25 protein-coding genes are annotated in these 26,405 nt (G+C 62.0%); 8 read left to right on the top strand and 17 right to left on the bottom strand.

Features of this window, described 5'->3' with window-relative positions; all coding sequences use genetic code 11:
- Window positions 1-7: 7 nt before the first annotated feature.
- The 7 genes from CHC01_RS14300 to CHC01_RS14270 all read right to left on the bottom strand — a co-directional run bounded on the left by CHC01_RS14300 (window position 8) and on the right by CHC01_RS14270 (window position 6,874).
- Window positions 8-1,258 carry a NupC/NupG family nucleoside CNT transporter gene (locus CHC01_RS14300; RefSeq protein ID WP_089264958.1) on the bottom strand — a complete coding sequence of 417 codons (1,251 nt, stop codon included), beginning with the start codon at window positions 1,256-1,258 and terminating at the stop codon, window positions 8-10.
- A gap of 78 nt (window positions 1,259-1,336) precedes the next feature.
- Window positions 1,337-2,095, bottom strand: a complete 759-nt coding sequence (locus CHC01_RS14295; RefSeq protein WP_089264957.1) for an SDR family oxidoreductase — start codon at window positions 2,093-2,095, stop codon at window positions 1,337-1,339.
- A 21-nt stretch (window positions 2,096-2,116) separates the two neighbouring features.
- Entirely contained in the window at window positions 2,117-2,635 is a 519-nt protein-coding gene (locus tag CHC01_RS14290) for a GNAT family N-acetyltransferase (RefSeq protein ID WP_089265657.1), read from the bottom strand.
- An 11-nt stretch (window positions 2,636-2,646) separates the two neighbouring features.
- A complete protein-coding gene (locus CHC01_RS14285; protein ID WP_089264956.1) occupies window positions 2,647-3,393 on the bottom strand; it encodes a proteasome-type protease in 747 nt (248 codons plus the stop codon).
- 78 nt (window positions 3,394-3,471) lie between these two features.
- On the bottom strand, window positions 3,472-4,314 hold the full coding sequence (locus tag CHC01_RS14280; RefSeq protein WP_089264955.1) for a transglutaminase family protein: 843 nt from the start codon (window positions 4,312-4,314) through the stop codon (window positions 3,472-3,474).
- A 40-nt stretch (window positions 4,315-4,354) separates the two neighbouring features.
- Window positions 4,355-5,299 carry an alpha-E domain-containing protein gene (locus tag CHC01_RS14275; RefSeq protein WP_068736110.1) on the bottom strand — a complete coding sequence of 315 codons (945 nt, stop codon included), beginning with the start codon at window positions 5,297-5,299 and terminating at the stop codon, window positions 4,355-4,357.
- A 156-nt stretch (window positions 5,300-5,455) separates the two neighbouring features.
- The gene (locus CHC01_RS14270) at window positions 5,456-6,874 is read right to left on the bottom strand and encodes a circularly permuted type 2 ATP-grasp protein (RefSeq protein WP_089264954.1); all 1,419 of its coding nucleotides are present in this window, start codon (window positions 6,872-6,874) and stop codon (window positions 5,456-5,458) included.
- Window positions 6,875-7,095: 221 nt separating this feature from the next.
- Here CHC01_RS14270 and CHC01_RS14265 point away from each other — a divergent pair, with 221 nt between their 5' ends.
- The 3 genes from CHC01_RS14265 to CHC01_RS14255 all read left to right on the top strand — a co-directional run bounded on the left by CHC01_RS14265 (window position 7,096) and on the right by CHC01_RS14255 (window position 9,168).
- Window positions 7,096-7,830 (top strand): competence/damage-inducible protein A, encoded by a 735-nt coding sequence (locus CHC01_RS14265; protein ID WP_089264953.1) that lies wholly within the window; start codon window positions 7,096-7,098, stop codon window positions 7,828-7,830.
- A 73-nt stretch (window positions 7,831-7,903) separates the two neighbouring features.
- A complete protein-coding gene (gene gpt / locus CHC01_RS14260; RefSeq protein WP_068736116.1) occupies window positions 7,904-8,428 on the top strand; it encodes a xanthine phosphoribosyltransferase in 525 nt (174 codons plus the stop codon).
- A 116-nt stretch (window positions 8,429-8,544) separates the two neighbouring features.
- Window positions 8,545-9,168, top strand: a complete 624-nt coding sequence (locus CHC01_RS14255; protein WP_089264952.1) for a hypothetical protein — start codon at window positions 8,545-8,547, stop codon at window positions 9,166-9,168.
- A gap of 56 nt (window positions 9,169-9,224) precedes the next feature.
- Here the strand turns inward: CHC01_RS14255 and CHC01_RS14250 are convergent, their stop codons facing one another.
- Window positions 9,225-10,247: a methionine synthase gene (locus tag CHC01_RS14250; protein ID WP_089264951.1), complete on the bottom strand. Its 1,023-nt coding sequence runs from the start codon at window positions 10,245-10,247 to the stop codon at window positions 9,225-9,227.
- 134 nt (window positions 10,248-10,381) lie between these two features.
- Between CHC01_RS14250 and CHC01_RS14245 the strand changes: the two genes are divergently transcribed.
- From CHC01_RS14245 to CHC01_RS14235, 3 genes are all read left to right on the top strand, one after another.
- Complete coding sequence (locus CHC01_RS14245) at window positions 10,382-11,086, top strand: glutathione S-transferase N-terminal domain-containing protein (RefSeq protein WP_089264950.1); 705 nt, start codon at window positions 10,382-10,384, stop codon at window positions 11,084-11,086.
- A 61-nt stretch (window positions 11,087-11,147) separates the two neighbouring features.
- On the top strand, window positions 11,148-11,777 hold the full coding sequence (locus CHC01_RS14240) for a 2-hydroxychromene-2-carboxylate isomerase (protein ID WP_089264949.1): 630 nt from the start codon (window positions 11,148-11,150) through the stop codon (window positions 11,775-11,777).
- Complete coding sequence (locus CHC01_RS14235; RefSeq protein WP_089264948.1) at window positions 11,777-12,754, top strand: NADPH:quinone oxidoreductase family protein; 978 nt, start codon at window positions 11,777-11,779, stop codon at window positions 12,752-12,754. Before CHC01_RS14240 ends, CHC01_RS14235 begins: the two co-directional genes overlap by 1 nt.
- 4 nt (window positions 12,755-12,758) lie before the next feature.
- Here the strand turns inward: CHC01_RS14235 and CHC01_RS14230 are convergent, their stop codons facing one another.
- The 8 genes from CHC01_RS14230 to CHC01_RS14195 all read right to left on the bottom strand — a co-directional run bounded on the left by CHC01_RS14230 (window position 12,759) and on the right by CHC01_RS14195 (window position 22,231).
- Entirely contained in the window at window positions 12,759-13,430 is a 672-nt protein-coding gene (locus tag CHC01_RS14230) for an alpha/beta fold hydrolase (RefSeq protein WP_089264947.1), read from the bottom strand.
- A gap of 8 nt (window positions 13,431-13,438) precedes the next feature.
- On the bottom strand, window positions 13,439-14,329 hold the full coding sequence (locus CHC01_RS14225) for a crotonase/enoyl-CoA hydratase family protein (protein ID WP_089264946.1): 891 nt from the start codon (window positions 14,327-14,329) through the stop codon (window positions 13,439-13,441).
- A gap of 274 nt (window positions 14,330-14,603) precedes the next feature.
- Complete coding sequence (locus CHC01_RS14220; protein WP_089264945.1) at window positions 14,604-15,764, bottom strand: M20 aminoacylase family protein; 1,161 nt, start codon at window positions 15,762-15,764, stop codon at window positions 14,604-14,606.
- A gap of 11 nt (window positions 15,765-15,775) precedes the next feature.
- Window positions 15,776-17,299: a M81 family metallopeptidase gene (locus tag CHC01_RS14215; RefSeq protein ID WP_089264944.1), complete on the bottom strand. Its 1,524-nt coding sequence runs from the start codon at window positions 17,297-17,299 to the stop codon at window positions 15,776-15,778.
- Between the two features lie 30 nt (window positions 17,300-17,329).
- A complete protein-coding gene (locus tag CHC01_RS14210; RefSeq protein ID WP_414716872.1) occupies window positions 17,330-19,015 on the bottom strand; it encodes an ABC transporter ATP-binding protein in 1,686 nt (561 codons plus the stop codon).
- A complete protein-coding gene (locus tag CHC01_RS14205) occupies window positions 19,012-19,896 on the bottom strand; it encodes an ABC transporter permease (protein ID WP_089264943.1) in 885 nt (294 codons plus the stop codon). The genes CHC01_RS14210 and CHC01_RS14205 overlap by 4 nt, the downstream gene beginning before the upstream one ends.
- Window positions 19,897-19,909: 13 nt before the next feature.
- Complete coding sequence (locus CHC01_RS14200) at window positions 19,910-20,851, bottom strand: ABC transporter permease (RefSeq protein WP_089264942.1); 942 nt, start codon at window positions 20,849-20,851, stop codon at window positions 19,910-19,912.
- A gap of 246 nt (window positions 20,852-21,097) precedes the next feature.
- The gene (locus tag CHC01_RS14195; protein WP_089264941.1) at window positions 21,098-22,231 is read right to left on the bottom strand and encodes a M20/M25/M40 family metallo-hydrolase; all 1,134 of its coding nucleotides are present in this window, start codon (window positions 22,229-22,231) and stop codon (window positions 21,098-21,100) included.
- Between the two features lie 330 nt (window positions 22,232-22,561).
- Between CHC01_RS14195 and CHC01_RS14190 the strand changes: the two genes are divergently transcribed.
- Window positions 22,562-24,181 (top strand): ABC transporter substrate-binding protein, encoded by a 1,620-nt coding sequence (locus CHC01_RS14190; RefSeq protein ID WP_089264940.1) that lies wholly within the window; start codon window positions 22,562-22,564, stop codon window positions 24,179-24,181.
- On the opposite strand, the gene CHC01_RS14185 is transcribed toward CHC01_RS14190, so the two are convergent.
- Entirely contained in the window at window positions 24,178-24,408 is a 231-nt protein-coding gene (locus CHC01_RS14185; protein ID WP_089264939.1) for a hypothetical protein, read from the bottom strand. The two genes, CHC01_RS14190 and CHC01_RS14185, sit on opposite strands and share 4 nt — an antisense overlap.
- A 169-nt stretch (window positions 24,409-24,577) precedes the next feature.
- On the opposite strand from CHC01_RS14185, the gene CHC01_RS14180 reads away from it, so the two are divergent.
- Window positions 24,578-26,203: an ABC transporter substrate-binding protein gene (locus CHC01_RS14180; protein ID WP_089264938.1), complete on the top strand. Its 1,626-nt coding sequence runs from the start codon at window positions 24,578-24,580 to the stop codon at window positions 26,201-26,203.
- Window positions 26,204-26,405 lie beyond the last annotated feature (202 nt).

Below are 26,405 nucleotides of genomic sequence, written 5' to 3'. Positions count from 1 at the left end.
GCGTGTCTCAGGTGAGCATGCCGACGATCGCGCCCATCAGGCAGGTCGTCAGCGTCCCCGAGACGATCGACTTCACACCGAGCGCGTTGATTTCGTTACGACGCTCCGGCGCCATCGTGCCCATGCCTCCGATCATAATTCCGAGGCTGGCAAAATTTGCAAATCCGCACAGCGCATAAAGCATGATGAGGCGCGAGCGTGCATCCAGCGCATCGGGACCGAGCTTCGCCAATTGAACATAGGCGATCAACTCGTTGAGGATCGTCTTGACGCCCATCAGCGAGCCTGCGGTCAGCGCCTGGTCCCACGGCAGGCCCATCAGCCAGCACACCGGTGCCATCACGTAACCCAGCATGCGCTGCACGGACAGCGTGTTGCCTCCCACGGTCGGCATCATCATGAGGATCGCGTTCATGAGATACATCAGCGCCACGAAGACCAGCAGCAGGGCGATGATGTTGACGAGCAGTTCCATGCCTGCACTCGTGCCCTTGACGATCGCATCTATCGTGCTCGTGGCCGATGCGTCCGGATTGGCGAGCAAGCCGCCGGTGCGACGATCCTCCGTCTCAGGCACCATGATCAGGCTGACAAGGATCGCAGCTGGCGCCGAGAGCACGGAAGCAATCACGAAATGCGTCGACGCATCGGGGATCAGTGGCGCCATGAAAGTGGCGTAGAGCACCAGCACGGTACCGGCGATCCCCGCCATGCCACCCGTCATCACCAGAAACAGTTCGCTGCGCGTGAGCTGTGCGAGGTACGGGCGAATAAACAGCGGGGCCTCGACCATGCCCAGAAAGATGTTCGCGGCCGTTGACAGCCCGACCGCGCCGCCGATGCCGAGTGTGCGTTCGAGCAGCCACGCCATGCCGCGCACGATCGGCGGCAGGATACGCCAGTAGAAGAGCAGGCTGGTCAGCACGCTGATGACCAGCACCACGGGGAGTGCCTGCAGCGCGAGCACGAAATCCGCGCCGGGATTCTTGAGATCGAACGGCAATGCGCCACCGCCGAGATAACCGAACACGAAGGAGGTGCCGGCGCGCGACGCTGCGGCGATGGTGTTGACGGCATCGTTGATGCTGCTGAAGGCGTGCGTCACGACGGGAAGCTTCAGCAGGATCACGGCAGCGACGATCGTCAATGCGAGACCGATCGCGGCCTGTCTCAGCGACACCCTGCTGCGGTTTTCACCGAGCGCCCAGGCGATCCCCAAAAGTGCGATGACGCCGAACGCCGATTGTAGCTGAAGCATAAATCCCCCGAAACCGCGGCGATGATGCCGCGGCTTCCCATGTCATGCAATCGCAATGCCGCTGAGGCGGATTACGTTTTAGCCGCGTCCGACGAACGGCATCTTCGTCGCCATGACCGTCATGGTCAGCACATTGGCGTCGAGCGGCAGGCCGGCCATATAGGCGACAGCGTCGCCGACGGCTTTGGCGTCCATGCGCGGCTCCTGCTTCGAGGTACCGTCGGGCTGCAGCACGCCGGGGCCGTTGACCATGCGGTCGGTCATCGGTGTGGCGGCATTGCCGATATCCACCTGGCCGACGGCGATGTCATAGGCGCGGCCGTCGAGATTGCTGGCCTTGGTCAAGCCGGTGATGGCGTGTTTGGTCGAGGTATAGGCGGCGGAGAACGGGCGCGGCGCATGCGCTGAGATCGAGCCGTTATTGATGATGCGGCCGCCGCGGGGCGTCTGATCCTTCATGATGCGGAAGGCGTGCTGCGTGCACAGGAACGGCGCGGTGAGATTGGTGTTCACCACAGCCTGCCACTGTTCGAGGCCGAGGTCTTCGAACGGAAGCGCGGGCGCGCCCATGCCGGCATTGTTGAACAGCACGTCGAGCCGGCCGAATTCCTGCATGATCCTTGCGAACAGCGCGGCGATGGAGGCGGGGTCGGCCATGTCGGCGCTCACGGGGAGGCTCTTGCCGCCATTGGCCGCGCCGAGCTTCTGGGTCTCTTGCAGCAGTTCGAGCCGGCGACCGGCGAGCACGACGGTGAAACCGGCATTCATCAGCGCAAGCGATGCGGCACGGCCGACGCCGGTGCCAGCTCCGGTCACAAGTGCGATCTTGTTGGTCATCTGTTTCGTCCCTGTTTCTTTTTACGAGAGGTCTTTTTGAGTGAGGTCCCGGACCATGAAACGTGCGTTGTCGCCGTAGCTTTGCAGTTTCTGATCCAATTCGGAATCGCGCATGATGGTGAAATCGTGTCGCTGCCAAAAATGAACTGAATTGTTGACGGCAACAAGCGTCATGTTGGGCAGTTGCATCAGCCTGGCGCGTGCCGCCATCATATCGACGGCCACAGTCGCCGCGCCGGATCTGCGGGTTTCGGGCAGCAATGCGAGATCGTGAATGTAGAAGGTCGACGGCGCAGCGGGCATTGTCAGCAGGCTGTTCAGCGACGGCGGCTCCCTGAATTGCCAGGGATGGCTGACGAGATAACCCTTGATCCCGTCCTGGGCCTCGAGCACGGCGCAACCGTTTGGATCGAGCGCCAGGCGGTTCGCGAACACGACCTCATCTTCGGGGAAATCCGGATGAACGGCATCGGCGATGGCGAGGACGGACGGCAGGTCGGCCTCCGTCATGATGCGCCATTTCATCGGGGCTGCGGTCATCGCGGCCGCGCTCAATTGTCTTTCTTGTAGGGCGGGCGCGGAATGTTTTGATGGGCCGCGCGCAGTGCTGCCGACCAGCGCGAGCGCAGGTCGTGAAAATAGGGCTCGCCGGCTTCAATACGGTGATTGAGATCGGCGTCGCAGACATCGGTACGCACCACCAGCACATCGATCGGGAGACCGACGCCGATATTGGAGCGCATGGTCGAGTCCATCGAGATCAGGCCGGTCTTGAGTGCCTCATAGAGTTCGACGTCGTAATGCATTGCGCGGTCGAGCACCGGCTTGCCGTATTTGTGCTCTCCGATCTGCAGATAGGGCGTGTCCACCGTGCATTCGATGAAATTGCCGGCCGGGTAGATCATGAACAGCCGCATCTTGGCGCCCTTGATCTGGCCGCCGAACAGGAACGAGACGTCGAAATTGATATCCTCGGCCTCCAGCGCCTTGCCCTCGGTGGCGTTGACGTGCCGGATGGCGCGGCCGATGCGCTGCGCAGCCTGAAACATCGTGGGCGCGTTCAGCAGGGTCTCCAGCTCGCCGGTGGTCGGGTTCTCGAGGCCCTCGCTCAGGGTGGAGAGCACCGACTGGCTGATGGCCAGATTGCCCGCGGAGGCCACCGCCATGATGCGGTCGCCGGGCTGGTTGAAGATGTGCAGCTTGCGGAAGGTCGAAATGTTGTCGAGCCCGGCATTGGTGCGCGTGTCCGCGATCATCACCAGGCCGTCATTGACGAGAATTCCGCAGCAATAGGTCATCGTCGGTCCCTTGGTCAGGGAAGCGTCTTACGCGGTGGGTATCGACCGGGCAACCTCGGAAAACCAGTTTGAGGTTGTTCAGGACTGGCTCTGCGATTGGGACTGGCCGCGGCCATTGGCCTGATCGACCTTGACGGCGACGGTCAGGGTTTCCGTGCCGCCGCCATAGCGGGTGCCGCGGACGGGGGCTGCGCCGAGGTAATCCAGGCCGATGGCAACGCGGGCATGGGCGTCGGTGGTGCAGATGGCATTGGCGGGGTCGAAGCCGACCCAGCCGAGATCCGGCACGTAGGCCTCGGCCCAGGCATGGCCGGCCTGCTGGTTGGTCTCGCCATCGGCACGCCAGAAATGGCCGGAGACGAAGCGGGCAGGGACGCCGGCCGAGCGGGCACAGGCGATGAAGATATGCGCGTAATCCTGGCAGACGCCACGCTTGCCGATGAAGGCCTCGCTGGCCGAAGTGCCGGTGCTGGTCGGATCGACGTCGAAGGTCATGTGCTCGTTGATGGCCATCATCAACGCGTGCAGGAAGCCGAGTACGTCGGTCTCCGCGTTTGGTGACAGATCCTTGGCAAAGGTCTGCATCGCTGCGCTGAGGTCGGTGAGATCGGTCTGGCGCAGGAAGAAGCTTGGCGGAAAGCGCTCATCGGTGCCCTTCAGCACGCCTCCGGTGTCCTGGGTGTCGATCAGGCCTTCGACGGTCACGGTGAGGTCGGCGATCGGCCCATGGGTCAGCACATGGGTGACATTGCCGAATGCGTCCTCATGCAAATCCAGACGCGAATCCGTGGAGACATCGATCTGCCACTCGGCGACATACTGGCCGTCATGGCTGCCCGGCGTCATCCGCAAAATCTGGATCACGCCCGAAGCCGGCGGCTCGTAGCGATAGGTGGTCGAATGGGCGATACGCAGGCGCATGGCAACGTGTCCGAATCTGCAGATGAGCCGGGACGCTAGCTCAAATCAGGTATTGTTTGGCAATGATGTCGCCCAGACGGCTGTTATCTGCAATGAATTCCTGGATGAATTCATGCAACCCATGCTGGAAAATATCCTGCATGTTGCTGTGTTCGAGGCGGTTTCGGACGCCGCGGGCGTGGCGCTGCGCGGCGCCCTGACGGCCATAGGATACGCCGATCTGGTCGAGATTGCGGACCAGATTGCCGTAGCAGCTCGCCAGCGAGCGCGGCAGCGTGTCATTGAGGATCAGCAGATCCGCGATCAGCCAGGGCTTCAGCGTCTCGCGATAGACCCAGTGATAGGCCGTCAGTGCGGAGACCGAACGCAGGATCGAGGTCCACTGATAGTAGTCGAGCGGGCCGCCGACATGTTCGTCTTCGGGCAGCAGCAGATGATATTTCACATCGAGAATGCGCGCGGTGTTGTCGGCGCGTTCCAGATGCAGGCCGAGCCGCGAGAACCAGTAGGCATCGTTGCGCAGCATGGTGCGGTAGGCTGAGCCGTCGAAGCGCAGCGATGTCTCCTGCACAAAGCGCAGGAAATTCGCCAGCTGCTCGCGTGTCTTGGCACCGCCGCTCCAGGCGGATTGCAGCTCCAGCCACGCACTGTTGATGGTGTCCCACATCTCGCCGGTCAGCGCGGTGCGGACCGAGCGCGAGTTCAGGCGTGCGGCTTCGATGCAATTGCGGATCGAGGAGGGATTGGCCGTCGAGAACGAGAGATATTCGACGACATTGGTCTCGTTGGCTTCCTCATAGATCTCGTAAAAGGCCGCGCTGACACCTGCGGTCAGGAGTGCCGAGTCCCATTCGTTGGTCTGGCCGATATAGGTATTCGGCAGCGCGGTGACGCGCAGTGTCGCCTCGATCGTGCGCGCGAGATATTCGGCGCGTTCGACATAGCGGGCTAGCCAGTAAAGGTTCTCGGCGGTGCGCGACAGCATGCTCAGCTCTTCTCCCTCCCCCCTTGCGGGGGAGGGTTGGGGAGGGGGGTAACAACACGGGACGACGTCAATTGTGGACCCCCACCCCCGACCCCTCCCCGCAAGGGGGAGGGGAGCGCACCGGCGGTGGTGGTCAGTAATGCTATCAAACCTAAATTACTCATCCAGTATCCATGTATCCTTGGTGCCGCCGCCCTGGCTGGAATTCACCACCAGCGAGCCTTCCTTCAGCGCGACGCGGGTCAGACCGCCTGCGACGATGGAGACGTTCTTGCTGCCGGTGAGCACGAAGGGGCGAAGATCGACGTGCCGCGGCGCGAGGCCTGACTCGGTGCAGGTCGGGCAGGTCGACAGCGCCAGCGTCGGCTGGGCGATGAAGCCTTCCGGCTCGCGCTTCAGCTTGTCGCGGAAAGCTTCAATCGTTGCTTTTGTAGCAGCAGGGCCGATCAGCATGCCGTAGCCGCCGGAGCCGTGGACTTCCTTGACGACGAGTTCGCTTAAGTGATCGAGCACATAAGCGAGATCGCCAGGTTCGCGACAGCGCCAGGTCGGCACATTCTTCAGGATCGGCTCTTCGCCGAGATAGAACTTCACCACTTCCGGCATGTAGCTGTAGATCGCCTTGTCATCGGCGATACCGGTGCCGACCGCATTGGCCAGTGTAACGTTGCCGGCCATATAGGCGGACATCAGGCCGGGGACGCCGAGCGCTGAATCCGGGCGGAAGGTGAGGGGATCGAGGAAATCGTCATCGACGCGGCGATAGATCACGTCGACGCGTTTGAGGCCTTCGGTGGTGCGCATGAAGACTTCATCGTTCTTGACGATGAGGTCGCGGCCCTCGACCAGTTCGACGCCGAGCTTGTCGGCCAGGAACGAGTGTTCGTAATAGGCCGAGTTGTAGACGCCGGGTGTCATCAGTGCGACGGTCGGTTCCGTCGAGGCCGAGCGCGGTGCGACGGAGCGCAGGCAGGACAGCAGCTCGTCTGGATATTTCTCGACCGGCGCGACGCGATGTCGCGCGAACAGGTCGGGGAAAAGCCGCATCATGATCTCGCGGTTCTCCAGCATGTAGGAGACACCGGAAGGCGTGCGGGCATTGTCTTCGAGAACGAAGAATTCATCCGGATTGGTGCGGACGATATCGATGCCGGCGATGTGGACATAGACGTCGTGCGGGACGTCCTGGCCGTTCATCTCCGGACGGAACACCGGGTTCTGGAAGATCAGGTCATCGGGGATCAGGCCGGCGCGGAGAATTTCACGGCCATGATAGATGTCCTTGAGGAACATGTTGATGGCGCGGGTGCGCTGCTTCAGGCCCTTTTCCAGCAGGGTCCATTCCTTGCCGGAAATGATCCGCGGAATGACGTCAAAGGGGATCAGCCGTTCGGTGGATTCGGAGTCGCCGTAAACCGCGAAGGTGATGCCGATCCGGCGGAACAGCAACTCCGCTTCCTGGCGGCGATGTTCCAAAGCGTCCGGAGGCGTCTCCTTGAGCCAGCGGGAGAGTTCTTCATAGGCCGGGCGGAGTTCGCCTTGGGGCCCGTTCATTTCGTCGAACGCGACTGCCATGTACCCTGACTGTTGTTTCGAGGCCGTACGGAGATTGCACGACTGAAAGGGATGGTAGCAAGGGGCGGGCCAGCACGATATGCATTCAACAAGAGCAATTCGTATGAGATGCGTGTAAAGCTGCCTGAAAAAACGGCTGGACGCTGCTCGTTTCGGCAGCAAAACCCCGTGACATCAGGACTTTGCCTGCGCATGGTCCCGGGAATGGTGAGGAACGACAAATGACCGAGATTGTGACCGCGGGCATCCTGGTGATCGGCGACGAGATTCTGTCAGGTCGGACCAAGGACAAGAACATCGGCTTCATTGCCGAGTACCTCACCAATATCGGCATCGATCTCAAGGAAGTCCGCGTCGTCTCCGATGATGAGCCGGATATCGTCGCGGCACTCGATGCGCTGCGTAAACGCTACACCTACGTTTTTACCACTGGCGGCATCGGCCCCACCCACGATGACATCACAGCGGATGCGGTAGCCAAGGCGTTCGGCGTCAAGATCGATCACCATCCCGAAGTGGTCGCGCGCTTCCAGGAGCGCTTCGGCGCCGACCTGAACGAAGCCCGACTGCGGATGGCACGCATCCCCGACGGCGCCGACCTGATCCAGAGCGCGACCATCCTGGCGCCCGGCTTCAAGATCGACAATGTGATCGTGATGGCCGGCGTGCCGACGATCATGCAGGCGATGATGGACATCGTCGCGCCAAAGCTGAAGTCCGGCGTACGCATGCTGTCCGACACAGTGAAGGCCAATGCGCGTGAAGGTGATGTCGGCGGTCCGCTACGCGATATCGCGAAGGCGCATCCGGATACGATCATCGGCAGCTATCCGTTCATGGACGAACAGGGCAAGCCGAACACCAATCTGGTGGTGCGTTCGCGCGATCAGGATAAGCTCAATGCGGCAATGGAGGCCGTCAAGGCGATGTTGGCGACAATCAACGCGCCCAAGTGAAATCAAGAGTGAACTAACGAGTGGATCAACATAAGTCCGGCCGCCTGAGGGCGACCGATGTGAGGAGACGAACATGGCCGATCATCCGGAATTGAGTGCTGAGGAGCGCGCCGGCAAGGCATTCCCGGTGTCTTGGGATCAATTCCATCGCGACTGCCGCGCACTGACCTGGCGGCTGAACAGCGCCGGTCCATTTCACGCGATCATCGCCATCACCCGCGGCGGTCTCGTGCCGGCAGCGATCGTGGCGCGCGAACTCGGCGTCCGCGTCATCGATACGGTGTGCATCGCCAGCTATGAGCACAACAAGCGCGGCGAGTTGCAGGTACTGAAGGGGCTCTCGGCCGATGCGTTGAAACTCGGCGGCGGCGACGGCAAGGGCCTCTTGATCATCGACGACCTCGTCGATACCGGCAAGACGGCGCGCATCGTTCGCGACATGCTGCCGAAAGCGCACTTTGCGACTGTCTATGCCAAGCCCATGGGCCGGCCGCTGGTGGATACGTACATCACCGAAGTGTCGCAGGACACATGGATCTTCTTTCCGTGGGATCTCGGCCTGTCGTTCCAGCCGCCGATGCGCGAAGGCGCAGGCTAGGGCACCAGCTCTTCAGCCGTCATTGCGAGGGGCACTTGCGACGAAGCAATCCAGTCTTGGCTTGTTGCTTCTGGATTGCTTCGCTGCGCTCGCAATGACGTGGAGAGGACAGGGATATGCCGCTGCAAAATCGTGTCACGCCGTCAGGCGATATCGTGGCGACACCGGAGCGCGGAACGTTCACCGGCAATCGTGGCATCGTCCATGATCCTTCGACCAAAACACTCCTGAACAGGCGTTGGTCGAACCCGGCCTGGATCACCTGTGTCTGCGAATTTCGCGGCCGGCGCCGCGATGTCATGGCGACGCGCAGCTGGACCGAGCTGTTCTTCCTCGACGAGGCCACATCCTTCGCCGCCGGTCACCGCCCATGCTTCTATTGCCGCCGCGACGATGCCAACCGCTTTCGCGCGGCGTGGGAGGAGGGCAACGGCGTTACGCGTGTGCGGGCGACGGAGATCGATGCGGTGCTGCATCGGGAGCGGCTGGATAACAGGAAGAAGCGATTGCATCCGGTGGATGGGCCTATCGAGGCATTGCCGGATGGGGCGATGGTGCAGGCGGGTGGTGAGAGCTATCTGGTCGCGCAGGGGCAGGCGCTGCAGTGGTCGTTTGCGGGCTATCGCGCGGCGGATGTCGAACTCGTCGACGCGCAGCTGCTGACGCCACCATCGACGCTGAATGCATTTCGCGCCGGCTATCGTCCGGTGCTGCACGCGAGTGCTGCCGCGGGAAACTAGAATTCGTCATGCCCGGCACAAGGCTGGGCATGACGGCGTTTGTTGCGGGGAACGTCTTATCCCAGCTTCTGCCTTGCCAGCTTCGCACCTGCACCCAGCGCCCGCAGCTTCGCTTCCGCGATATCGCGCTGCATCGGCGCCATGCCGCAATTGGTCGTCGGCACGATCTTGTCCTTCGGCACGTGTTTCATCACGGCCTCGATGGTGGCGACAACATCCTCCGGCGTCTCGACAGTGTCACTCGCGACATCGATCACGCCGGCCTGCACGACCTTGTTCTTCAGCAGTCCCAGCAATTCCAGCGGCACGCGGGAGTTCCGGCATTCGATGGCGACCTGCTGGATCGGGCTGGCGTCGATGGCCGGGAAGATCTCTTCATACTGTCGCCACTCGCTGCCGAGGGTTTCCTTCCAGTCGGTATTGGCCTTGATGCCGTAGCCGTAGCAGATGTGAACGGCTGTGGCGCAAGTGAGGCCTTGCGCGGCGCGCTCAAGCGCCTTGACGCCCCAGTCGGCGGCTTCGTCCATGAAGACGTTGAAGGCCGGCTCGTCGAACTGGATCATGTCGACGCCGTCGGCCTGCAGTGCGAGCGCTTCCTGGTTCAGCAATTCGGCGAAGGCGAAGGCCATCTTGACGCGGTCGCCGTAATAGCTGTCCGACAGGGTGTCGATAATGGTCATCGGACCGGGCAGTGTGAACTTGAGCTTGTTCGTCGTATGCGCGCGGGCAGCCTGCGCCTCGAAGGCGTGAACGCGGCCCTTGAGCTGCAGCGGTGCGGTCACTTGCGGCACCATGGCTTTGTAGCGATCCTTGCGGATGCCCATCTCGACCTTGTGGGCGAAGTCGATGCCGTCGACCTTTTCCAGAAAGCCATGGACGAAATGCTGCCGCGCCTGTTCGCCTTCGGTGACGATGTCGACGCCGGCATCTTCCTGCACTTTCACCGCCAGCAGCGTCGCGTCGCGCTTGGCGCGTACCAGTTCGTCGCCGGAGGAGCGCCAGGTCGGCCACAGCTTGTTCGGCTCGGCGAGCCATTCGGGCTTCGGCAGCGAGCCGGCGATGGTGGTTGGAAACAGCATTTGTTCGCTCCCCGGAAATTGTGTTTTGCGGAGGCCTATCTGCCACGTTCCTGACCCTCCGTATATGGGATTGGCGCATCCATAAGGGAGGGCTAGGATCGGCCAAAACGTATCGAGGACGCCGGGAAAATTACATGATCGACCTGCATTACGCACCGACGCCGAACGGCTGGAAAATCTCGATCATGCTGGAGGAATGTGGGCTGCCCTATACGGTCGTCCCGATGCAACTCGGTCGCGGCGACCAGCACCAGCCGGAGTTTTTGAAACTCAGCCCCAACGGCCGGATGCCGGCCATCGTCGATCATGCGCCCGCCGATGGCGGCGCACCGGTCTCGATTTTCGAGAGTGGCGCAATCCTGATCTATCTCGCGGAGAAGTCCGGCCGTTTCATGCCGGCCGAGATGCGAAAGCGTTTCGACGTCATGCAATGGCTGATGTGGCAGATGGGCGGGCTCGGCCCCATGCTCGGCCAGAACGGGCATTTCCTGCTCTATGCGCCCGAGAAGATTCCCTATGCGATGGATCGCTATACCCGCGAAGCCAAGCGCCTGTACGGCGTACTCGATGCGCATCTCGGGGAAGGCCGCGATTACATCGCCGGCGACTACTCCATCGCCGACATGGCGTGCTTTCCGTGGATCATGACCCATAAGGCGCAGGGGCTGACGCTGGATGATTTCCCGAACGTGAAGCGCTGGTTTGCGCTGGTCCGCGCGCGGCCGCAGGTGCAGGCGGGGCTTGCCGTCGGCAAGCAGGAGAAGAAGCCGATGGATGAGCAGGCGAGGAAGATCATGTTCGGTGTCGATGCACCGGCGCATGCGCAGGCGCAGCAATAGAGCTCGTCATTTCGGGGCGCGCGCATGACGAAGAAAATAATAACAACACGAGGAAACACCCATGATCGAATTCTTCTTCGACTGTTCCAGCCCCTGGACCTATCTCGCCTTCCACAACATTCAGCCGCTGGCGAAGGATTTCGGCGAGGAAATCTCGTGGCGGCCCATTCTGGTCGGCGGCATCTTCAATTCGATCAATCCTAGCGTCTATGCCTCGCGAGAAACCCCGGTGCCGGCGAAGGCGCGCTACATGAAGAAGGACCTTGGCGACTGGGCGCGCTCGGCGGGCCTGGCGATCAAGATGCCGCCGACGGTGTTTCCGGTGAACAGCGTCAAGGCGATGCGCGCCTGCATCTGGCTCGGTAACGACGCTATGGTACCGTTCGCGCGCGCGGTGTTCGAAGCCTATTGGGGCGACGACAAGGATATCTCGAAAGATGATGTTCTCACCGAGATCTGTACGCGCACCGGCATCGATCCCGCGAAATTCTTCGCGGGCATCGGCGATCAGGCGATCAAGGACCAGCTCAAGGTCAATACGGATGACGTGATCGCAAGGGGCGGCTTCGGCTCGCCGACCATCTATCTCGACAAGACCGACATGTATTTCGGCAATGACCGCCTGCCGCTGATCCGCGAGGCGCTGCAGCGTCGCCACGTTGGCGCTGGAAGCGCCGAGAGCGCCGCCTGATGCCGAAAGCAATCGTTTGCCGTGAGCTCGGAGCGCCGGAAGGCCTGCGCCTCGAACAATTCGAGTCAAAGGCGCTAAAGCCGGGGCAGCTCCGCGTTGCCGTGCGCGCCGCCGGAATCAATTTTCCGGATATCCTGATGGCGGCCGGTGAGTATCAACTCAAGCCCGAACTGCCGTTCACGCCGGGCATGGAAGCGGCCGGCGACGTCAGCGAAGTCGCCAGCGATGTGCCCGGCATCGCGGTCGGGGATCGCGTCATCGTCAAGCTGCGTCATGGCGGCTATGCGGACGAAGTTGTGGTGACGCCGGCACAACTCACTCCATTGCCGTCGACATTCGACTATGCGGAGGGGGCGACGTTTCTTGCCGCCCACGGCACCGCGCATCACGCGCTGGTCGATCGCGGCCAGATCGGGGTGGGCGAAGTGCTGCTGGTGCATGGTGCCGGCGGCGGCGTGGGGTTGGCAGCGGTGGAGATCGGGAAGCTGCTGGGCGCCACGGTAATCGCGGCTGCATCATCGGAGGAGAAGCTTGCAGTCGCCAAGGCGCGCGGTGCGGATCACGGCGTGCTATATGGCGCCGGACCGTTCAGGGATGCCGTCAAACGTCTCACGGACGGCAAGGGCGTCGATGTCGTGTTCGATCCGGTCGGCGGCGAGATATTCGAGCAGAGCCTGCGCTGCATCAATTGGGGCGCCCGCCTGCTGGTGATCGGCTTCACCGGCGGCATCGGCGTGGCGAAAACCAATCTCGTGCTCATCAAAGGCGCCAGCGTGCTCGGCATCCGCGCTGGCGAGGCGGCGCGGCGCGATCCGAAGATCGGCGAAGCCCGCATCGCGCAGCTCCTCGCATGGGCAGAAGCAGGAAAGATCAGGCCAAATGTTTCGCATCGCCTGCCGCTGGCGGATGTCGCGGCTGCTATGCGGCTGCTGACGGAGCGCAGGGCGATCGGCCGTGTGGCGCTGACCATGGGCTGAGCGCTCAGCGCCGAAACTGGCCGTCCTGCAGGAAGGCGATGGTCTGCATGATTGCTTCCCGATTCCGGATCATCGTCGCATGTGACGCGTGGATGACGAGGTGGTCGGTCATGCCTTCAAGTTTCGTGCGCGCGACGGTGACACGACCATCATTCGGGCCACGCAACATCAAGCGCGAAGCGATCGGATCGAGCGTACGATCGCCGGCGATGATGCCGACCGGATAGTCAACTGGGGGAAGCATCGCCTCAGTTACGTCATCCCGCATCGTAACGAGTTGTTGCCCCGCCGGGCCGAAATACTGGCGATAGGGCAGCCAGTTCTTGAACAGATCGGCGATTTCGCTGCCGCCATTCGGCGTACCCAGCATCACCACGCGGCCCAGACGTGATGGACGGTGGCGCGCCAGATAGACACGCGCCAGCAGGCCCCCCATCGAATGGCAGACGAAATGCGTGCAGCCTTCGTTGGCTTCGGCAAACGGCGCGATGGCGGGATGGATGTCATCGGCCAGTGCAGACAGCGTCTTGCGCCGGCTGGGATAGCCAATGTTCCGCGTGGCGAAGCCTGCGGCTTCGACCGCCTGCTGCATCTTGATGAAAGATCGGAACGACCGGCTAATGCCGTGCAGGAAAATGACGCCCTCGCGTGGACGACCAGAGGGCGTCGGATTCATTCGTCGTCCTATTTGTAACCGCGCTCGTCCCACCAGGGGAAATAGCTCGGCATGTCCGTGCTGACCTTGTTCTTGAACGCGGCCGGGCGCTTCTCGAGAAAGGCCACGACGCCTTCCTTGACGTCTTCGGATCGGCCACGCGTATAGATGCCGCGGCTGTCGATCTTGTGCGCTTCCATGGGATCGTCGGCGCCCATCATGCGCCACATCATCTGGCGGATCAGCGCGACAGACACCGGCGCCGTCTTGTCGATGAAGGTCTTGGCCAGCGCGCGTGCGGTCGGCAGTAGCTCTTCGGGCGGCACAACCTTGCTGACGAGTCGGCCGGCGAGGGCCTCCTGCGCCGGGAACACGCGACCGGAGTAGCACCATTCCAGCGCCTGCGAGATGCCGACGAGGCGCGGCAGGAACCAGCTCGAGGCGGCTTCCGGCACGATACCGCGCTGGGAGAACACGAAGCCGAAGCGTGCGGCTTCCGAGGCGATGCGGATGTCCATCGCGAGCTGCATGGTGGCGCCGATGCCAACGGCCGGGCCGTTCACCGCGGCGATGACCGGCTTGAGGCATTTGAAGATCCGCAGGGTCACCTGACCGCCACCATCGCGCACCATCGGGTCGCTGTAATCGACATCACCACTGGCGAGGCGCTTCACCGGGCCGCGCCGCGCGTCGCGATCGAAGGTGTCAGCACCCGAGGAGAGATCAGCACCCGCGCAGAAGCCACGTCCGGCACCGGTCACGATGATCGCGCGCACGTTGTCGTCCGCATCGGCCTTGTCGAAGGCGTCGATCAGCTCGGCCTGCATGCTGGCGTTATAGGCATTGAGCTTTTCAGGGCGGTTGAGCGTGATGGTGAGGATCTGCTCGTCGACGCTGTAGAGGATGGTCTCATAGGCCATGATGGTTTCTTCCCTGTTTATTTTTTGTTGTCGTTGAAATCGTCATTCCGGGGCGCGCCACTTGGCGCGAACCCGGAATCCCGACGTGTTTTCATTACTACTGGATTCCGGGTTCGCGCGCGAAGATGCGCGCGCCCCGGAATGACGTGCTAGGTGCAGGATTGTAGGATGGGTAGGGCTCTTGCGAAACCCATCCTTCGCACACAAGCGTGACGGGTTTCGCTGCTCTCAACCCATCCTGCGGAATTATGCCTGCAGCGTTGGCTGCCGCTTCCTACGCCGGCAGCCGGGTTTCGACGATGCGGGCGAACATGCTGGCGCCGATGGGCAGGATCTTATCGTCGAGATAATAGCCGGGATTGTGCACCGGCACCGAGCCTTCCTGGCCGACCCAGAAATAGGCGCCGGGCACGGCATGCAGCATGTCGGCGAAATCTTCGGAGCCCATTTTCGGCTTCGCGCGGGTGATCACATTGGCGTCGCCGACGATCGTGCGTGCAACGTCTTCGACGGCCTTCGAATGCTCTTCCTGATTGACCAGCACGCTGAAGCCGTCGCGGATATCGACCTTGATCTCGCAGTCGAATGCCGTCGCCATGCCAGCAGCGAGCGCATGCATCCGCTCGCGGATCTGCATCCGGACCTTCTCGGAGAAACAGCGCACGGTGCCGCAGAGCTTCGCATCATCCGGGATGACGTTATAGGCCGAGCCGGAATGGATCTGGGTGATCGACAGCACCGCGGATTCGAACGGATTGACATTGCGGCTGACGATCGACTGCATTGCCTGACCGAGCGACATCGCGATCACGACAGGGTCCTTCGAGCGCTCCGGCATCGCGCCGTGGGCGCCATAGCCCCGGATGGTGATGTCGAAGAAATCAGCGGCGGCCATTGCAGGACCCGGGAAGATGCCGACTTCGCCGTGATTCATGTCCGGTGCATTGTGCAGGCCGTAGATCTCGTCGCAAGGAAACTGCTTGAACAGACCGTCCTTGATCATCGCGCGCGCACCGCCGAGGCCTTCTTCGGCGGGCTGGAAGATGAAATGCACGGTGCCGTCGAAATTGCGGGTCTCGGCGAGATAGCGTGCGGTGCCGAGCAGCATGGTGGTGTGGCCGTCATGGCCGCAGCCGTGGAAGCGGCCCGGAATGGTCGAGCGCCAGGCGAGATTGGTGTTCTCTTCCATCGGCAGCGCGTCCATGTCGGCGCGCAGGCCGATGCGCTTGGTGCCCGAGCCTTTGCCCTTCAACACGCCGACGACGCCGGTCCCCCCTAAGCCGCGATGCACTTCGACGCCCCATGAAGTCAGCTTGTCGGCAACGATGCCGGAGGTGCGGACTTCCTCGAAGCCGATTTCCGGATGCGCGTGCAGGTCGCGGCGGATGGCGGTGAGTTCGTCGGCGAAAGCGTCGATACGTTCGAGTGTGGGCATAAGTTATCCGTTCACGGCACGAGGGCAGGTGATGAGGTCTGGGGCGTAAATGGTTCGCCGTTCGGCTTCAGCCGAATGCCCGGACGCAGATGCTTCCAGGGCAGCACCGACGTATCCGCGGGCATCGCGCCGGGCGCGGCGCAGATCAGCAGCTTGCCGGCGATCGGCTCGAAGTCCGCGCGGAAATGCACCGAGCTCTTGTTGACCAGAATGTTCTGCTCGGTCGGCTCTATGCCGACATAGCGATACATCGACTGGTCGGCGAGCTGGGCCTTGTGCGAGGAGATGACGACGCGAACGTCGTCGATACGCAGACAGGCCGAGAGGCCCATATCCATGTCGCGACCGCCATAATAGGGGCCATTGGCGACGAACTTGCCGTCCGACAGTTTCTCGACCACGAACGTGTTCTCGTAAGGCGCATCGCCGGGGATGCCCGACTTGCCGCCGATGGAGAGTTTGACCGTAGCGCCTTCGCCGGCCTGATGGGCAGCCTTCGCTGCAGCGGGATCGTAGATCACGCCATGGGCGGCCTTGATCGCCTTGTTCTTCACCAGCGCGCGCAGCATGCCGGTGGTGTCGCTGTCGCCGCCGGCGCCGGGATTGTCCTGGGTGTCGGCGATAACGACCGGCTTGGTGAGGGTCTTCGCCAGCTCCATGGCATGCAGCACGCCTTCGTCCGGCCTGTAGATTTTGCCGTCGAAATCATCCTCGTGGCCCATCACCAGCTTGACGATGGTGTCCGCTGCGGCGTCGGCATCAGCCTGCGTCACGCCATAGGCGAACACGCTCGGGCAGCAATGCGGGAAATCGGCGGCAGGAAAGCCCGGGCAGAACGACAGCGTAGGCACCTGGTCATGTTCCAGCGCGGCCAGCTTCAGATAGATGCTCTTGGTCGGCTCGTCATTGGTGCATTGCCAGCTGATCGGAATCAGGAACGGCAATTGCCGGAATGCCTTGGCGAAGCGGTTGCCGGCGAGCAGCAAGTCCATGTGGCGTGCACAGGCGCGGCCGGTGTCGGCCATGTCCACATGGGGATAGGTGCGATAGGCGATCAGCGCGTCGGTGTATTCGACCGTCTCCGGCGAGATGTTGCCATGCAGGTCGAGGCTGACCACGAACGGAATGTCCGGCCCGATCACCTCACGCACGCGCCGCGCGATTTCGCCTTCGCCGTCGTCGAGATGTTCGGTGACCATGGCGCCGTGCAGATCGAGATAGACCGCATCGAGGGGCAGCGCTGCCCTGATGCCGTCAATCATCTCGCCGACGATGCGCTCGAACGCGTCCCTGGTGACATGCGCCGAAGGGCTCGCGCCGCAGGCGATGGTCGGGATCAGCTCCCAGCCGCGGATTTCTGCTTCCTCGACAAAGCCGGCGAGGCCGACATTGATGCCACGCATCACCTTGAGGACGTCGGCGCCATGGGTCATCGACGGCCAGCCGCCGCCATGTACAAAGGCCTCATAGGTCGCCTTGGTCGGCGCAAACGTGTTCGTCTCGTGCAGAAAGCCGCCGACAGCGATACGGGTCATTCAGAATCCAGGGTCAGTTTCGGTATGGGCTCAGGCCGCCGGCACGGTGGTGCTGCCATCGACCGCGCGGAAGTTGGCGAAATCCCATCCTCGTCCGGGCGCCGCGTCAAGCAGCTGGCGCGTATAGGGCTGTTGCGGATTTGCGAGGACTTCCGCTGCCGGGCCCTGTTCCACCACCCGGCCATGCTGCATCACGGCAACGTCATCGCAAATCTGGGCGGCGACGCGCAGATCGTGGGTGATGAACAGGATGGCGATGCCGAGGCGGGTCTGGATGTCGTCGAGCAGCCGCAGCACCTGCGCCTGCACCGAGACGTCGAGCGCCGAGACGGCTTCGTCGGCCACCAGCACTTCCGGATCGAGGGCAAGCGCGCGCGCAATGGCGATGCGCTGGCGCTGGCCGCCGGAGAACTGGTGCGGATAGCGCGACACTGCGTCAGGTGGAAGACCGACCAGTTCGAGCAGTTCGCGCGCCCTGGCCATGGCCACCGAATGTTTGGTGCCGAAATTGATCGGACCTTCGCAAATGGACTCGCCGATGGTGATGCGCGGATTGAGCGAACGATAGGGGTCCTGGAAGACGATCTGTATCTTCTTGCGGTGCGGCTGCAACGCATGACGTGACAGGTCGGAGATTTCGCGTCCGGCGAGACGGATGCCGCCCGAGGTTGGATCGATCAGTCGGACGATACAGCGCGCCACGGTCGATTTGCCGGAGCCGCTTTCGCCGACGATGCCGAGCGTGCGGCCCTTGCGCAGTGTCAGCGTGACGTCCTGGGCTGCGTGGACCTCGCGTGGTTTCCCGAACATGGAACGCTCGCGATAGACCTTGCCGAGCTCATTCGCTTCGAGCACGACTGGATTGAAGCCCACTTCCTCGCGAGCCGCGCGGGGAATGAGGCTCGGCACCGACGACAGCAGGTTACGAGTATAGTCCTGCGTGGGCGCGCTCAGAATATCCTTCAATGCTCCGGTTTCCACCAACCGTCCATGACGCATCACGGCGACGCGATCGGCGATGTCGGCCACCACGCCCATGTCGTGAGTGATGAACAGCACGGCGGTGCCGTGATCCTTCTGAAGGTCGCGCATCAGCTTGAGAATCTGCGCCTGGGTGGTGACGTCGAGCGCTGTCGTTGGCTCATCGGCGATCAGCAGTTTCGGCTCCAGCACGAGCGCCATGGCGATCATGATGCGCTGGCGCTGGCCGCCCGACAGGCGGTGCGGATAGGACGCGAAGATGCGCTTCACATCGGGAAGCCGCACTTGCTCCATCATGTCGAGAATGCGCGCACGGCGGGCGCTGGCGCCGAGACTGGTGTGGGTGCGTAGTACTTCGTCGATCTGCTTGCCAACGGGGACGACTGGATTGAGCGCCGTCATCGGCTCCTGGAAGATCATCGCCATGGTGGTGGCGCGGAGTTCGCGCAGCCGCCGGTCGCTGGCTTGCAGCACGTCCTCACCGACCAACTTAATGCTGCCGCCGATGGCTTTGAGTGAATCTCGCGGCAGCAGGCCCATGGTGGAGAGGGAGGTCACCGACTTGCCGGAACCACTTTCGCCGACCACGCAGAGCGTTTCGCCCTGGCGCACCTGGAGAGAAATGCCGTCGATGATCTTCTTGCCGGTGCCGCTCTTGCCGACGCCGACAACGAGGTTTTCGATTTCCAGTGCGACGGGGCGGGTATTCACGGTGGGGTTCACTAGTTCACTCACTTGCCGGCCTCACGCTGTTTCATGCGGGGATCGAGCGCATCGCGGGCAGCGTCACCGATCAGATTGACGGAGAGGATGGCAATCGAGAGCAGTAGTCCCGGCCAGAAGATCAGCGATGGCTTGACCTGGAAGAAGGCGCGACCCTCGGCCATGATATTCCCCCAGGTCGGGGTTTCCGGGCTGATGCCGGCGCCGAGGAACGACAGGATCGCCTCGGTGAGAATGGCGGATGCGGCGATGAAGGTGCCCTGGACGATCAGCGGCGCCACCGTGTTGGGCATCAGATGCTTCAACATGATCTTCGGCATGCTGGAGCCGAGCGAGATCGCCGCCTCCACATAGGGCTCCTCACGCGCCGACAGCACCACGGAACGCACCAGTCGCGCGACGCGGGGGATTTCCGGAATAGTGATCGCAATCAGCACCGTCGTCAGGGTGGCGCCTGACAGCGACACGACGGCGATGGCCAGGAGCACGCCGGGCATCGCCATCAGGCCGTCCATGACACGCATCATCACAGCGTCAGCCAATTTGAAAAAGCCCGAGAACAGGCCGATGAACAGGCCGATGACAATACTGGTGACGGCGGCGCCGAGGCCGATCAGGAGCGAGATGCGACCGCCATAGAGGATGCGCGCCAGCACGTCGCGGCCGTAAGCGTCGGTGCCGAGCAGATATTCCGAACTGGCCGGCTTCAGCCGCAAGGCGGGTGCCAGCAATTGCGGATCGTGCGACGTCAGCCACGGTGCGAAGATCGCCGACAGGATCACCAGCGTCAGGCAAATCGTTGCCAAGGCGATAATCGGCGTCGCGGTGAGAAAGCCGAGCGACGGACCGCTGCGGGAGGGGAGGGCCGGGTTGGGAAGGGATTCGATCGCCATCAGATACAGATTCCTAGTAACGAATTCTGGGATCGAGCAGTGCGTAGGCAAGGTCGATAAGCAAATTGACCCCGACATAAACGCCCGAGGTCAAAAGGATCATGGCCTGGATCACGGGAAAATCCCGCGCCAGCACGGCATCGACCGTCAAGCGACCGATGCCGGGCAGGTTGAACACGCTTTCGGTGACGACGACGCCGGAGATCAGCAGTGCGAAGCCGGTACCGATCACCGTGATGACCGGCACGGCGGCGTTACGCAGCGCGTGGCGGAACAGCACCCCGCTCTCGTTGATGCCCTTGGCGCGCGCGGTGCGGACATAGTCTTCGCCGAGCACTCCGAGCATCGCCGCGCGGGTCATGCGCGCGATTAGCGCGACATAGACAAAGGACAGCGCGACGGTCGGCAGCGTGATGCGCTCAAAGAACGGCCCGAATCCACGCGAGATGCTGCGGAAACCCTGCACCGGAAACCAGCGCAGTTCGATCGCGAACACCTGGACCAGCACGTAACCGATCACGAACACCGGCACGGAGAAGCCGATCACTGACAGCGCCATCACGAAACGGTCGATCCATGTGCCGTGTTTCCATGCGGCGATGACGCCGAGCGGGATCGCAACAAGGATCGAAACCAGCATCACGCTCAATGCAATGCTCAAAGAGGGCTCGATGCGCTGGTTGACCATCTGCAGCACAGGCACGTTGGAGATCAGCGAGGTGCCGAAGTCACCGTGCAGCAGCCGCCAGACCCAGCTGAAAAACTGCGTGTAGAGCGGTTCGTTGAGACCGAGCTGCGTCCTGATGCGGTCGAGCTGCTCGGCCGTCGCGTTATCGCCGGCGATGATCGCGGCAGGATCGCCGGGCGTCAGCCGAAGCAGCAGGAAGACAAACAGGGCCACCACACCCATAACGGGTATGGCCGCAAGAATCCGGCGAATGAGGTATCCGAGCATGGCGCTTTCCTAGTGGTGGTGTTGATCGAACGTAACTGGACCGCGTCGGTCAACCGGAAACGTCACGGGCTCGCTGCTCTTGGTCGTCATGGTCCGCGAGAAACACAGATTTTTCGAGAAACAATGATTCACTGTCGCAACTTGCCTCAACCCGAAGTTCGCTAAACTTAAACGTAAAGGTAGCAAGTCCTGTGCCACCGCCCGATTTGCGCCATGCGATGCATGTGCAAACCGGGCGACGTTGCATCAATCGAGGGTTGCCAGCAATCCCGCCATCAGGCGGCCACGATCAACAAGGCTCTGCGCGACGATATATTCGTTGAGCGTGTGCATATCGGCGCCATGAACGCCGAGGCCGTCGAGGGTCGGGATGCCCATTGCGCCGGTAAAATTACCATCCGAACCGCCACCCTTGCTGCCATGGGTCAGTTCGGGCAGGCCGAGGCGACCATTGATGGCCTTGGCTTTCTCGAACAGCGCCATGGTCGCCGCGTTCGGTTCCCACACCGGGCGGGTGACGCCGCGGGTGACGTTGAAGGTCACGTCATTCTCGGTACTTGAGAGAGCGAGCATGCGCTGGACGCCGGCATCGAGATCTTCCTGACGCTTGGCCATGCTCAGCGCTTCGCCGGTGCATGACGAGGCAACGCAGTTGACCCATTGTCCGCCATGCACGATGCCGACGCTGAACGTGCAGTCCGGTCCGGTCATCTCGTCGATCTGCACGATCTTCTTCGCCATTTCGCGAATCGCAGAGCGGCCGTTCGACAGCGTCGCGCCCGAATGGCTGGGCCGGCCGATGGTTTCGAGATTGAAGCGGGCGATCGCATAGCGGCCAGTGGTGACACCGTTGCCCGCACTACCGGGCTCCGGCACCAGCACGTATTTGTTCCGCGCGGCTTCAGCTTCGATGATGTCGCGGGTCGATGGCGTGCCGACTTCCTCGTCGGGCGTGAACAGTACGGTGATGGGTAGCGGCGTCGCATAGGAGATACGTGCGAGCTGGCGGATGGCTTCCAGCGATAGATAATTACCACCCTTCATGTCGCAGATCGCCGGGCCGTAGCAGCGCTCGCCATCGCGGCGCCACTTCAGCTTTTCAATGGTGCCAACCGGATGAACCGTATCCATGTGGCCCGCGATCAGGATACCGGGTTCGCCGAATTTCGGATGTGGAAAACGGGCGCGGATGCAGCCGCCGAATCCCTGACGTCCCGCGATGCGCTCGATGGTCGCACCCATGATTGCCATGTCGCGTGCAGCGAGGTCGAGCATGCTGTTGACCGCATTCGCGTCCCATGTGGGGCTCTCGCATTCGACCCAGATGCGCAGGCCCTGCAACATGTTCTCGAGATCAAACGGGAGTTCGGCGGGGTTCATCAAGTCATTCCTCTTGGATGAGAATTTCGTCACGGATGATCAAGGCGCTCCGTGCCTGCGCACATTGCGAGAGTTTGTCGGCGAGAGTTCGCGCATGACTTAGCAGCAGCGCAATCGCCTTTGCAAATCGACAATGTGCATTGCAATGCATTCTACACCGTGTGGATGTATCGCGTGGAAAACGCGATTGACGCGCATCACGCTTGATGCCAAGTCCTTGAAGCCTAAATGATAAAGGCAATACGCGAAGGCGCCTAAAATTCTATCGCGTTGCATAATCGATCATCGATCGATGGTCAGATTCCAGTCAGGAGAGATTGAGTGTCCTACATGTCACGTTGGCAGCATTCTGCGGCCTTCACGAAATTTGCGCTGCCCGGTCTGGCGGTCGCCGTTGCGCTCGCGCTGCCGGTGCTGTCGTCGCCCGCGCATGCTGCAGGTAAGACCATCACTGCAGTGATGCATTCCGATCTGCGTGTGATCGATCCCGGTATCACCACCGGTTATATCGTCCGCGACCACGGCTACATGGTTTACGACACGCTGCTCGGCATGAACTCGAAATACGAGATCAAGCCGCAGATGGCCGACTGGAAGGTCTCCGACGACAAGCTTGTCTATACATTTACCCTGCGCGACGGCCTGCTGTGGCATGACGGCAAGCCGGTCACCGCCGAAGACTGCGCCGCGTCGCTGCAGCGCTGGGGCCGCAATGACGGCATGGGCCAGAAGCTCATGGACTTCACCAAGAGCATCGAGGCGCCCGACGCCAAGACCATCGTGCTGACGCTGAAGGAGCCCTACGGCCTCGTGCTGGATTCGATCGCCAAGCCGTCGTCGCTGGTGCCGTTCATGATGCCGAAGCGTCTCGCCGAGACCCCCGCAGGCAAGGCGATCCCCGAACAGGTCGGCTCCGGTCCGTTCAAGTTCGTGCAGGCTGAATTCCAGCCCGGCGTGAAGGCGGTCTACGAGAAATTCAAGGACTACAAGCCGCGCTCCGAGCCGACCGACTGGCAGGCCGGCGGCAAGGTGGTGAAGGTCGATCGCGTCGAATGGATCACCATGCCCGATGCACAGACCGCGGTGAATGCGCTGCAGTCGGGTGACATCGACTTCATGGAAAATGGTCCCTACGACCTGCTGCCGGTCCTGGCGAAGGATCCGGAGCTTAAGATCGAAGTGCTCAACCCTCTGGGCTTCCAGACCTTCGGTCGCATGAACTTCCTTAACCCGCCCTTCGACAATCCGAAGATTCGCCGTGCCGCGTTTTTGGCAATGAGCCAGAAGCCGGTGCTGGATGCGCTGGTCGGCGATCCCAAATATTATAAGGTCTGCGGCGCGGTGTTCGGTTGCGACACGCCGAATGCGACGGATGTCGGTTCGGAAAGCCTGGTGAAGGGCAATGGCGTCGAGGAAGCCAAGAAGCTGCTCGCCGAGGCCGGTTATGACGGCACGCCGGTGGTGATCATGGCGCCGACCGACGTGACCACGTTGAAGGCGCAGCCGATCGTTGCGGCGCAACTGCTCCGCAATGCCGGCTTCAAGGTCGAAGTGCAGGCCACCGATTGGCAGACGGTGCTCAGCCGTCGTCCGAGCCAGAAGCCCATCAAGGAAGGCGGCTGGAACATGTTCTTCTCCAACTGGGTCGGCGCCGACATTCTCAATCCCATCAGCAATGTCGCGACCTCCGGCCGCGGCAAGAGCAATGGCGGCTGGTTCGGCTGGAGCGAAGATGCCGAGCTGGAAGTGCTGCGCGACAAATACGCACGCGCGACCACGCCGGAAGAGCAGAAGAAGCTCGCCGCCGAGATCCAGAAGGAGATCTATGACAAGGTCATCTACATCCCGCTCGGCGAATACAAGGTGCCGAGCATCTGGCGCACCTCGCTGACCGGCGTCACCCAGGGCGCTGCCATTCCGATGTTCTGGAACATCGACAAGAAGGACTAACCGGCGCCGCTGTCGCGGTTCGTGTGAAGTAACAGAACGCCGGCCTGAGTGATCAGGCCGGCGTTCTTGTTTTTGCGAATGACCTCTCCACGAGCGATGCGTTCGATGGTCGCACCCATGATTGCCATGTCGCGTGCAGCGGGGTCGAGCATGCCGTTGACTGCGTGCGTGACTTGGCAGCAGCAGGCAATCTCCTTTGCAAATTGACGATGTGCATTGGAATGCATTCTGCAGCATGTGGATGTAGCGCGTGGAAAACGCGATTGACGCGCATCACACTTGATGCAAGTCTTTGATGTCTAAAAGATAAAGCCAACGCGTGGCGGCGCCTAAATTTCTATCGCGTTGCACAAGCAATCATCGACCGATGGTCAGTTTCAAGTCAGGAGAGATCGAATGTCCTACATGTCACGTTGGCAGCGTTCTGCGGCCTTCACGAAATTGACGCTACCAGGTCTGGCGGTAGCCGTTGCGCTGGCGCTGCCGGTGCTGTCGTCGCCCGCGCATGCTGCCGGCAAGACCATCACCGCAGTGATGCACTCGGATCTGCGCGTGCTCGATCCGGGTATTACCACGGCCTATATCGTGCGCGATCACGGTTACATGGTTTACGACACGTTGCTGGCGATGGACGCAAACTTCAAAGTCCAGCCGCAGATGGCGGAGTACAAAGTCTCCGATGACAAGATGGTCTATACTTTCACGCTGCGCGACGGCCTGAAGTGGCACGACGGCAAGCCTGTCACTGCGGAAGATTGCGCCGCTTCGTTGCAGCGCTGGGGCCGCAATGACGGCATGGGCCAGAAGCTCATGGACTTCACCAAGAGCATCGAAGCCCCCGACGCCAAGACCATCGTGCTGACGCTCAAGGAGCCCTATGGCCTCGTGCTCGACTCGATCGCCAAGCCATCGTCGCTGGTGCCGTTCATGATGCCGAAGCGTCTCGCCGAGACGCCCGCCGGCAAGGCCATTCCGGAGCAGATCGGTTCGGGTCCGTTCAAGTTCGTGCAGGCTGAATTCCAGCCGGGCGTGAAGGCCGTCTATGAGAAGAACAAGGACTACGTGCCGCGCTCCGAGCCTGCGAGCTGGGCGGCCGGTGGCAAGGTCGTCAAGGTCGACCGCGTCGAATGGGTCACGATGCCCGATGCGCAGACCGCGGTGAACGCGCTGCAGTCCGGCGACATCGATTTCATGGAGAACGGTCCCTACGATCTGCTGCCGATTCTCGTCAAGGACAAGGACCTCAAGATCGAGGTTCTGAACGAGCTCGGTTACCAGACGTTGGGGCGTATGAACTTCCTGTTGCCTCCCTTCGACAACGTCAAGGTGCGCCGCGCGGCATTCCTCGCGATGAACCAGAAGCCGGTGCTCGATGCGCTGGTCGGTAATCCCGACTACATGAAAATCTGCGGTGCCATGTTCGGCTGCGGCACGCCGAATGACACCGACGTCGGCTCGGAAACCATGGTCAAGGGCAGCGGCATGGCGGAAGCCAAGAAGGCGCTGGCCGAATCCGGTTATGATGGCACGCCCGTGGTCATCATGGCGCCCACCGATGTGTCGTCGCTGAAGGCGCAGCCGATCGTTGCAGCGCAGCTTCTGCGCGATGCCGGCTTCAAGGTCGAAGTGCAGGCCACCGACTGGCAGACCGTGGTGACGCGCCGCGCCAGCCAGAAGCCCGTCAAGGAGGGCGGCTGGAACATGTTCTTCACCAATTGGGTCGCTGCTGATATTCTTAACCCGGTTTCCAACGTCTCGACGTCGGGCCGCGGCAAGAATGGCGGCTGGTTCGGATGGTTCGAGGACGCCAAGATCGAAGAACTGCGCGACAAGTATGCGCGCGCAGCGACGCCTGCGGAACAGAAGGCTGCCGCTGCGGAAGTCCAGGCCCGTGCGCTCGAGCAGGTCGCGTATCTGCCGCTTGGCGAATACCGGATCCCCAGCATATGGCGGAAGTCGCTGACCGGCGTGCTGCCGGGCGCCGCCACTCCGGTGTTCTGGAACATCGACAAGAAGGAGTAACCGGCGCCGCTGCGGCGGGCAGGTTTGAATAAGAGAGCGCCGGCCTGAGTGATCAGGCCGGCGTCTTTGTTTTGAGGCAGGCTTTGCCCGTCCTGCGGTGTTGGTATAAACAGATTTAAAGTTGCTCTCGCCCACGCCCGATCTGTTCGACATGCCTATGGGAACGAAGCGCAAAGCCCAGCCAGCAGCCGCTAGCAAGAAG

Origin of the sequence: Tardiphaga sp. OK246, assembly GCF_900188215.1 — a bacterium.
GTDB lineage: Bacteria > Pseudomonadota > Alphaproteobacteria > Rhizobiales > Xanthobacteraceae > Tardiphaga > Tardiphaga robiniae.
The sequence above is the reverse complement of the archived record's forward strand: the minus strand, read 5'-3'. Positions and strand labels throughout refer to the sequence as shown.

Excerpts from the sequence above, each read along its gene's own strand:
- CHC01_RS14270 (WP_089264954.1), bottom strand. The coding sequence starts at position 6,874 with ATGGCAGTCGCGTTCGACGAAATGAACGGGCCCCAAGGCGAACTCCGC.
- CHC01_RS14290 (WP_089265657.1), bottom strand. The coding sequence starts at position 2,635 with ATGACCGCAGCCCCGATGAAATGGCGCATCATGACGGAGGCCGACCTG.
- CHC01_RS14255 (WP_089264952.1), top strand. The coding sequence starts at position 8,545 with ATGCCGCTGCAAAATCGTGTCACGCCGTCAGGCGATATCGTGGCGACA.
- CHC01_RS14295 (WP_089264957.1), bottom strand. The coding sequence starts at position 2,095 with ATGACCAACAAGATCGCACTTGTGACCGGAGCTGGCACCGGCGTCGGC.
- CHC01_RS14230 (WP_089264947.1), bottom strand. The coding sequence starts at position 13,430 with ATGAATCCGACGCCCTCTGGTCGTCCACGCGAGGGCGTCATTTTCCTG.
- CHC01_RS14215 (WP_089264944.1), bottom strand. The coding sequence starts at position 17,299 with ATGACCCGTATCGCTGTCGGCGGCTTTCTGCACGAGACGAACACGTTT.
- CHC01_RS14200 (WP_089264942.1), bottom strand. The coding sequence starts at position 20,851 with ATGCTCGGATACCTCATTCGCCGGATTCTTGCGGCCATACCCGTTATG.
- CHC01_RS14220 (WP_089264945.1), bottom strand. The coding sequence starts at position 15,764 with ATGCCCACACTCGAACGTATCGACGCTTTCGCCGACGAACTCACCGCC.
- CHC01_RS14205 (WP_089264943.1), bottom strand. The coding sequence starts at position 19,896 with ATGGCGATCGAATCCCTTCCCAACCCGGCCCTCCCCTCCCGCAGCGGT.
- CHC01_RS14285 (WP_089264956.1), bottom strand. The coding sequence starts at position 3,393 with ATGACCTATTGCTGCGGAATTCTCGTCAATGACGGCCTGGTGATGATC.
- CHC01_RS14180 (WP_089264938.1), top strand. The coding sequence starts at position 24,578 with ATGTCCTACATGTCACGTTGGCAGCGTTCTGCGGCCTTCACGAAATTG.
- CHC01_RS14195 (WP_089264941.1), bottom strand. The coding sequence starts at position 22,231 with ATGAACCCCGCCGAACTCCCGTTTGATCTCGAGAACATGTTGCAGGGC.
- CHC01_RS14275 (WP_068736110.1), bottom strand. The coding sequence starts at position 5,299 with ATGCTGTCGCGCACCGCCGAGAACCTTTACTGGCTAGCCCGCTATGTC.
- CHC01_RS14185 (WP_089264939.1), bottom strand. The coding sequence starts at position 24,408 with ATGCATTCCAATGCACATCGTCAATTTGCAAAGGAGATTGCCTGCTGC.
- CHC01_RS14265 (WP_089264953.1), top strand. The coding sequence starts at position 7,096 with ATGACCGAGATTGTGACCGCGGGCATCCTGGTGATCGGCGACGAGATT.
- gpt (WP_068736116.1), top strand. The coding sequence starts at position 7,904 with ATGGCCGATCATCCGGAATTGAGTGCTGAGGAGCGCGCCGGCAAGGCA.
- CHC01_RS14235 (WP_089264948.1), top strand. The coding sequence starts at position 11,777 with ATGCCGAAAGCAATCGTTTGCCGTGAGCTCGGAGCGCCGGAAGGCCTG.
- CHC01_RS14190 (WP_089264940.1), top strand. The coding sequence starts at position 22,562 with ATGTCACGTTGGCAGCATTCTGCGGCCTTCACGAAATTTGCGCTGCCC.
- CHC01_RS14250 (WP_089264951.1), bottom strand. The coding sequence starts at position 10,247 with ATGCTGTTTCCAACCACCATCGCCGGCTCGCTGCCGAAGCCCGAATGG.
- CHC01_RS14225 (WP_089264946.1), bottom strand. The coding sequence starts at position 14,329 with ATGGCCTATGAGACCATCCTCTACAGCGTCGACGAGCAGATCCTCACC.
- CHC01_RS14280 (WP_089264955.1), bottom strand. The coding sequence starts at position 4,314 with ATGCGCCTGCGTATCGCCCATTCGACCACCTATCGCTACGAGCCGCCG.
- CHC01_RS14240 (WP_089264949.1), top strand. The coding sequence starts at position 11,148 with ATGATCGAATTCTTCTTCGACTGTTCCAGCCCCTGGACCTATCTCGCC.
- CHC01_RS14245 (WP_089264950.1), top strand. The coding sequence starts at position 10,382 with ATGATCGACCTGCATTACGCACCGACGCCGAACGGCTGGAAAATCTCG.
- CHC01_RS14300 (WP_089264958.1), bottom strand. The coding sequence starts at position 1,258 with ATGCTTCAGCTACAATCGGCGTTCGGCGTCATCGCACTTTTGGGGATC.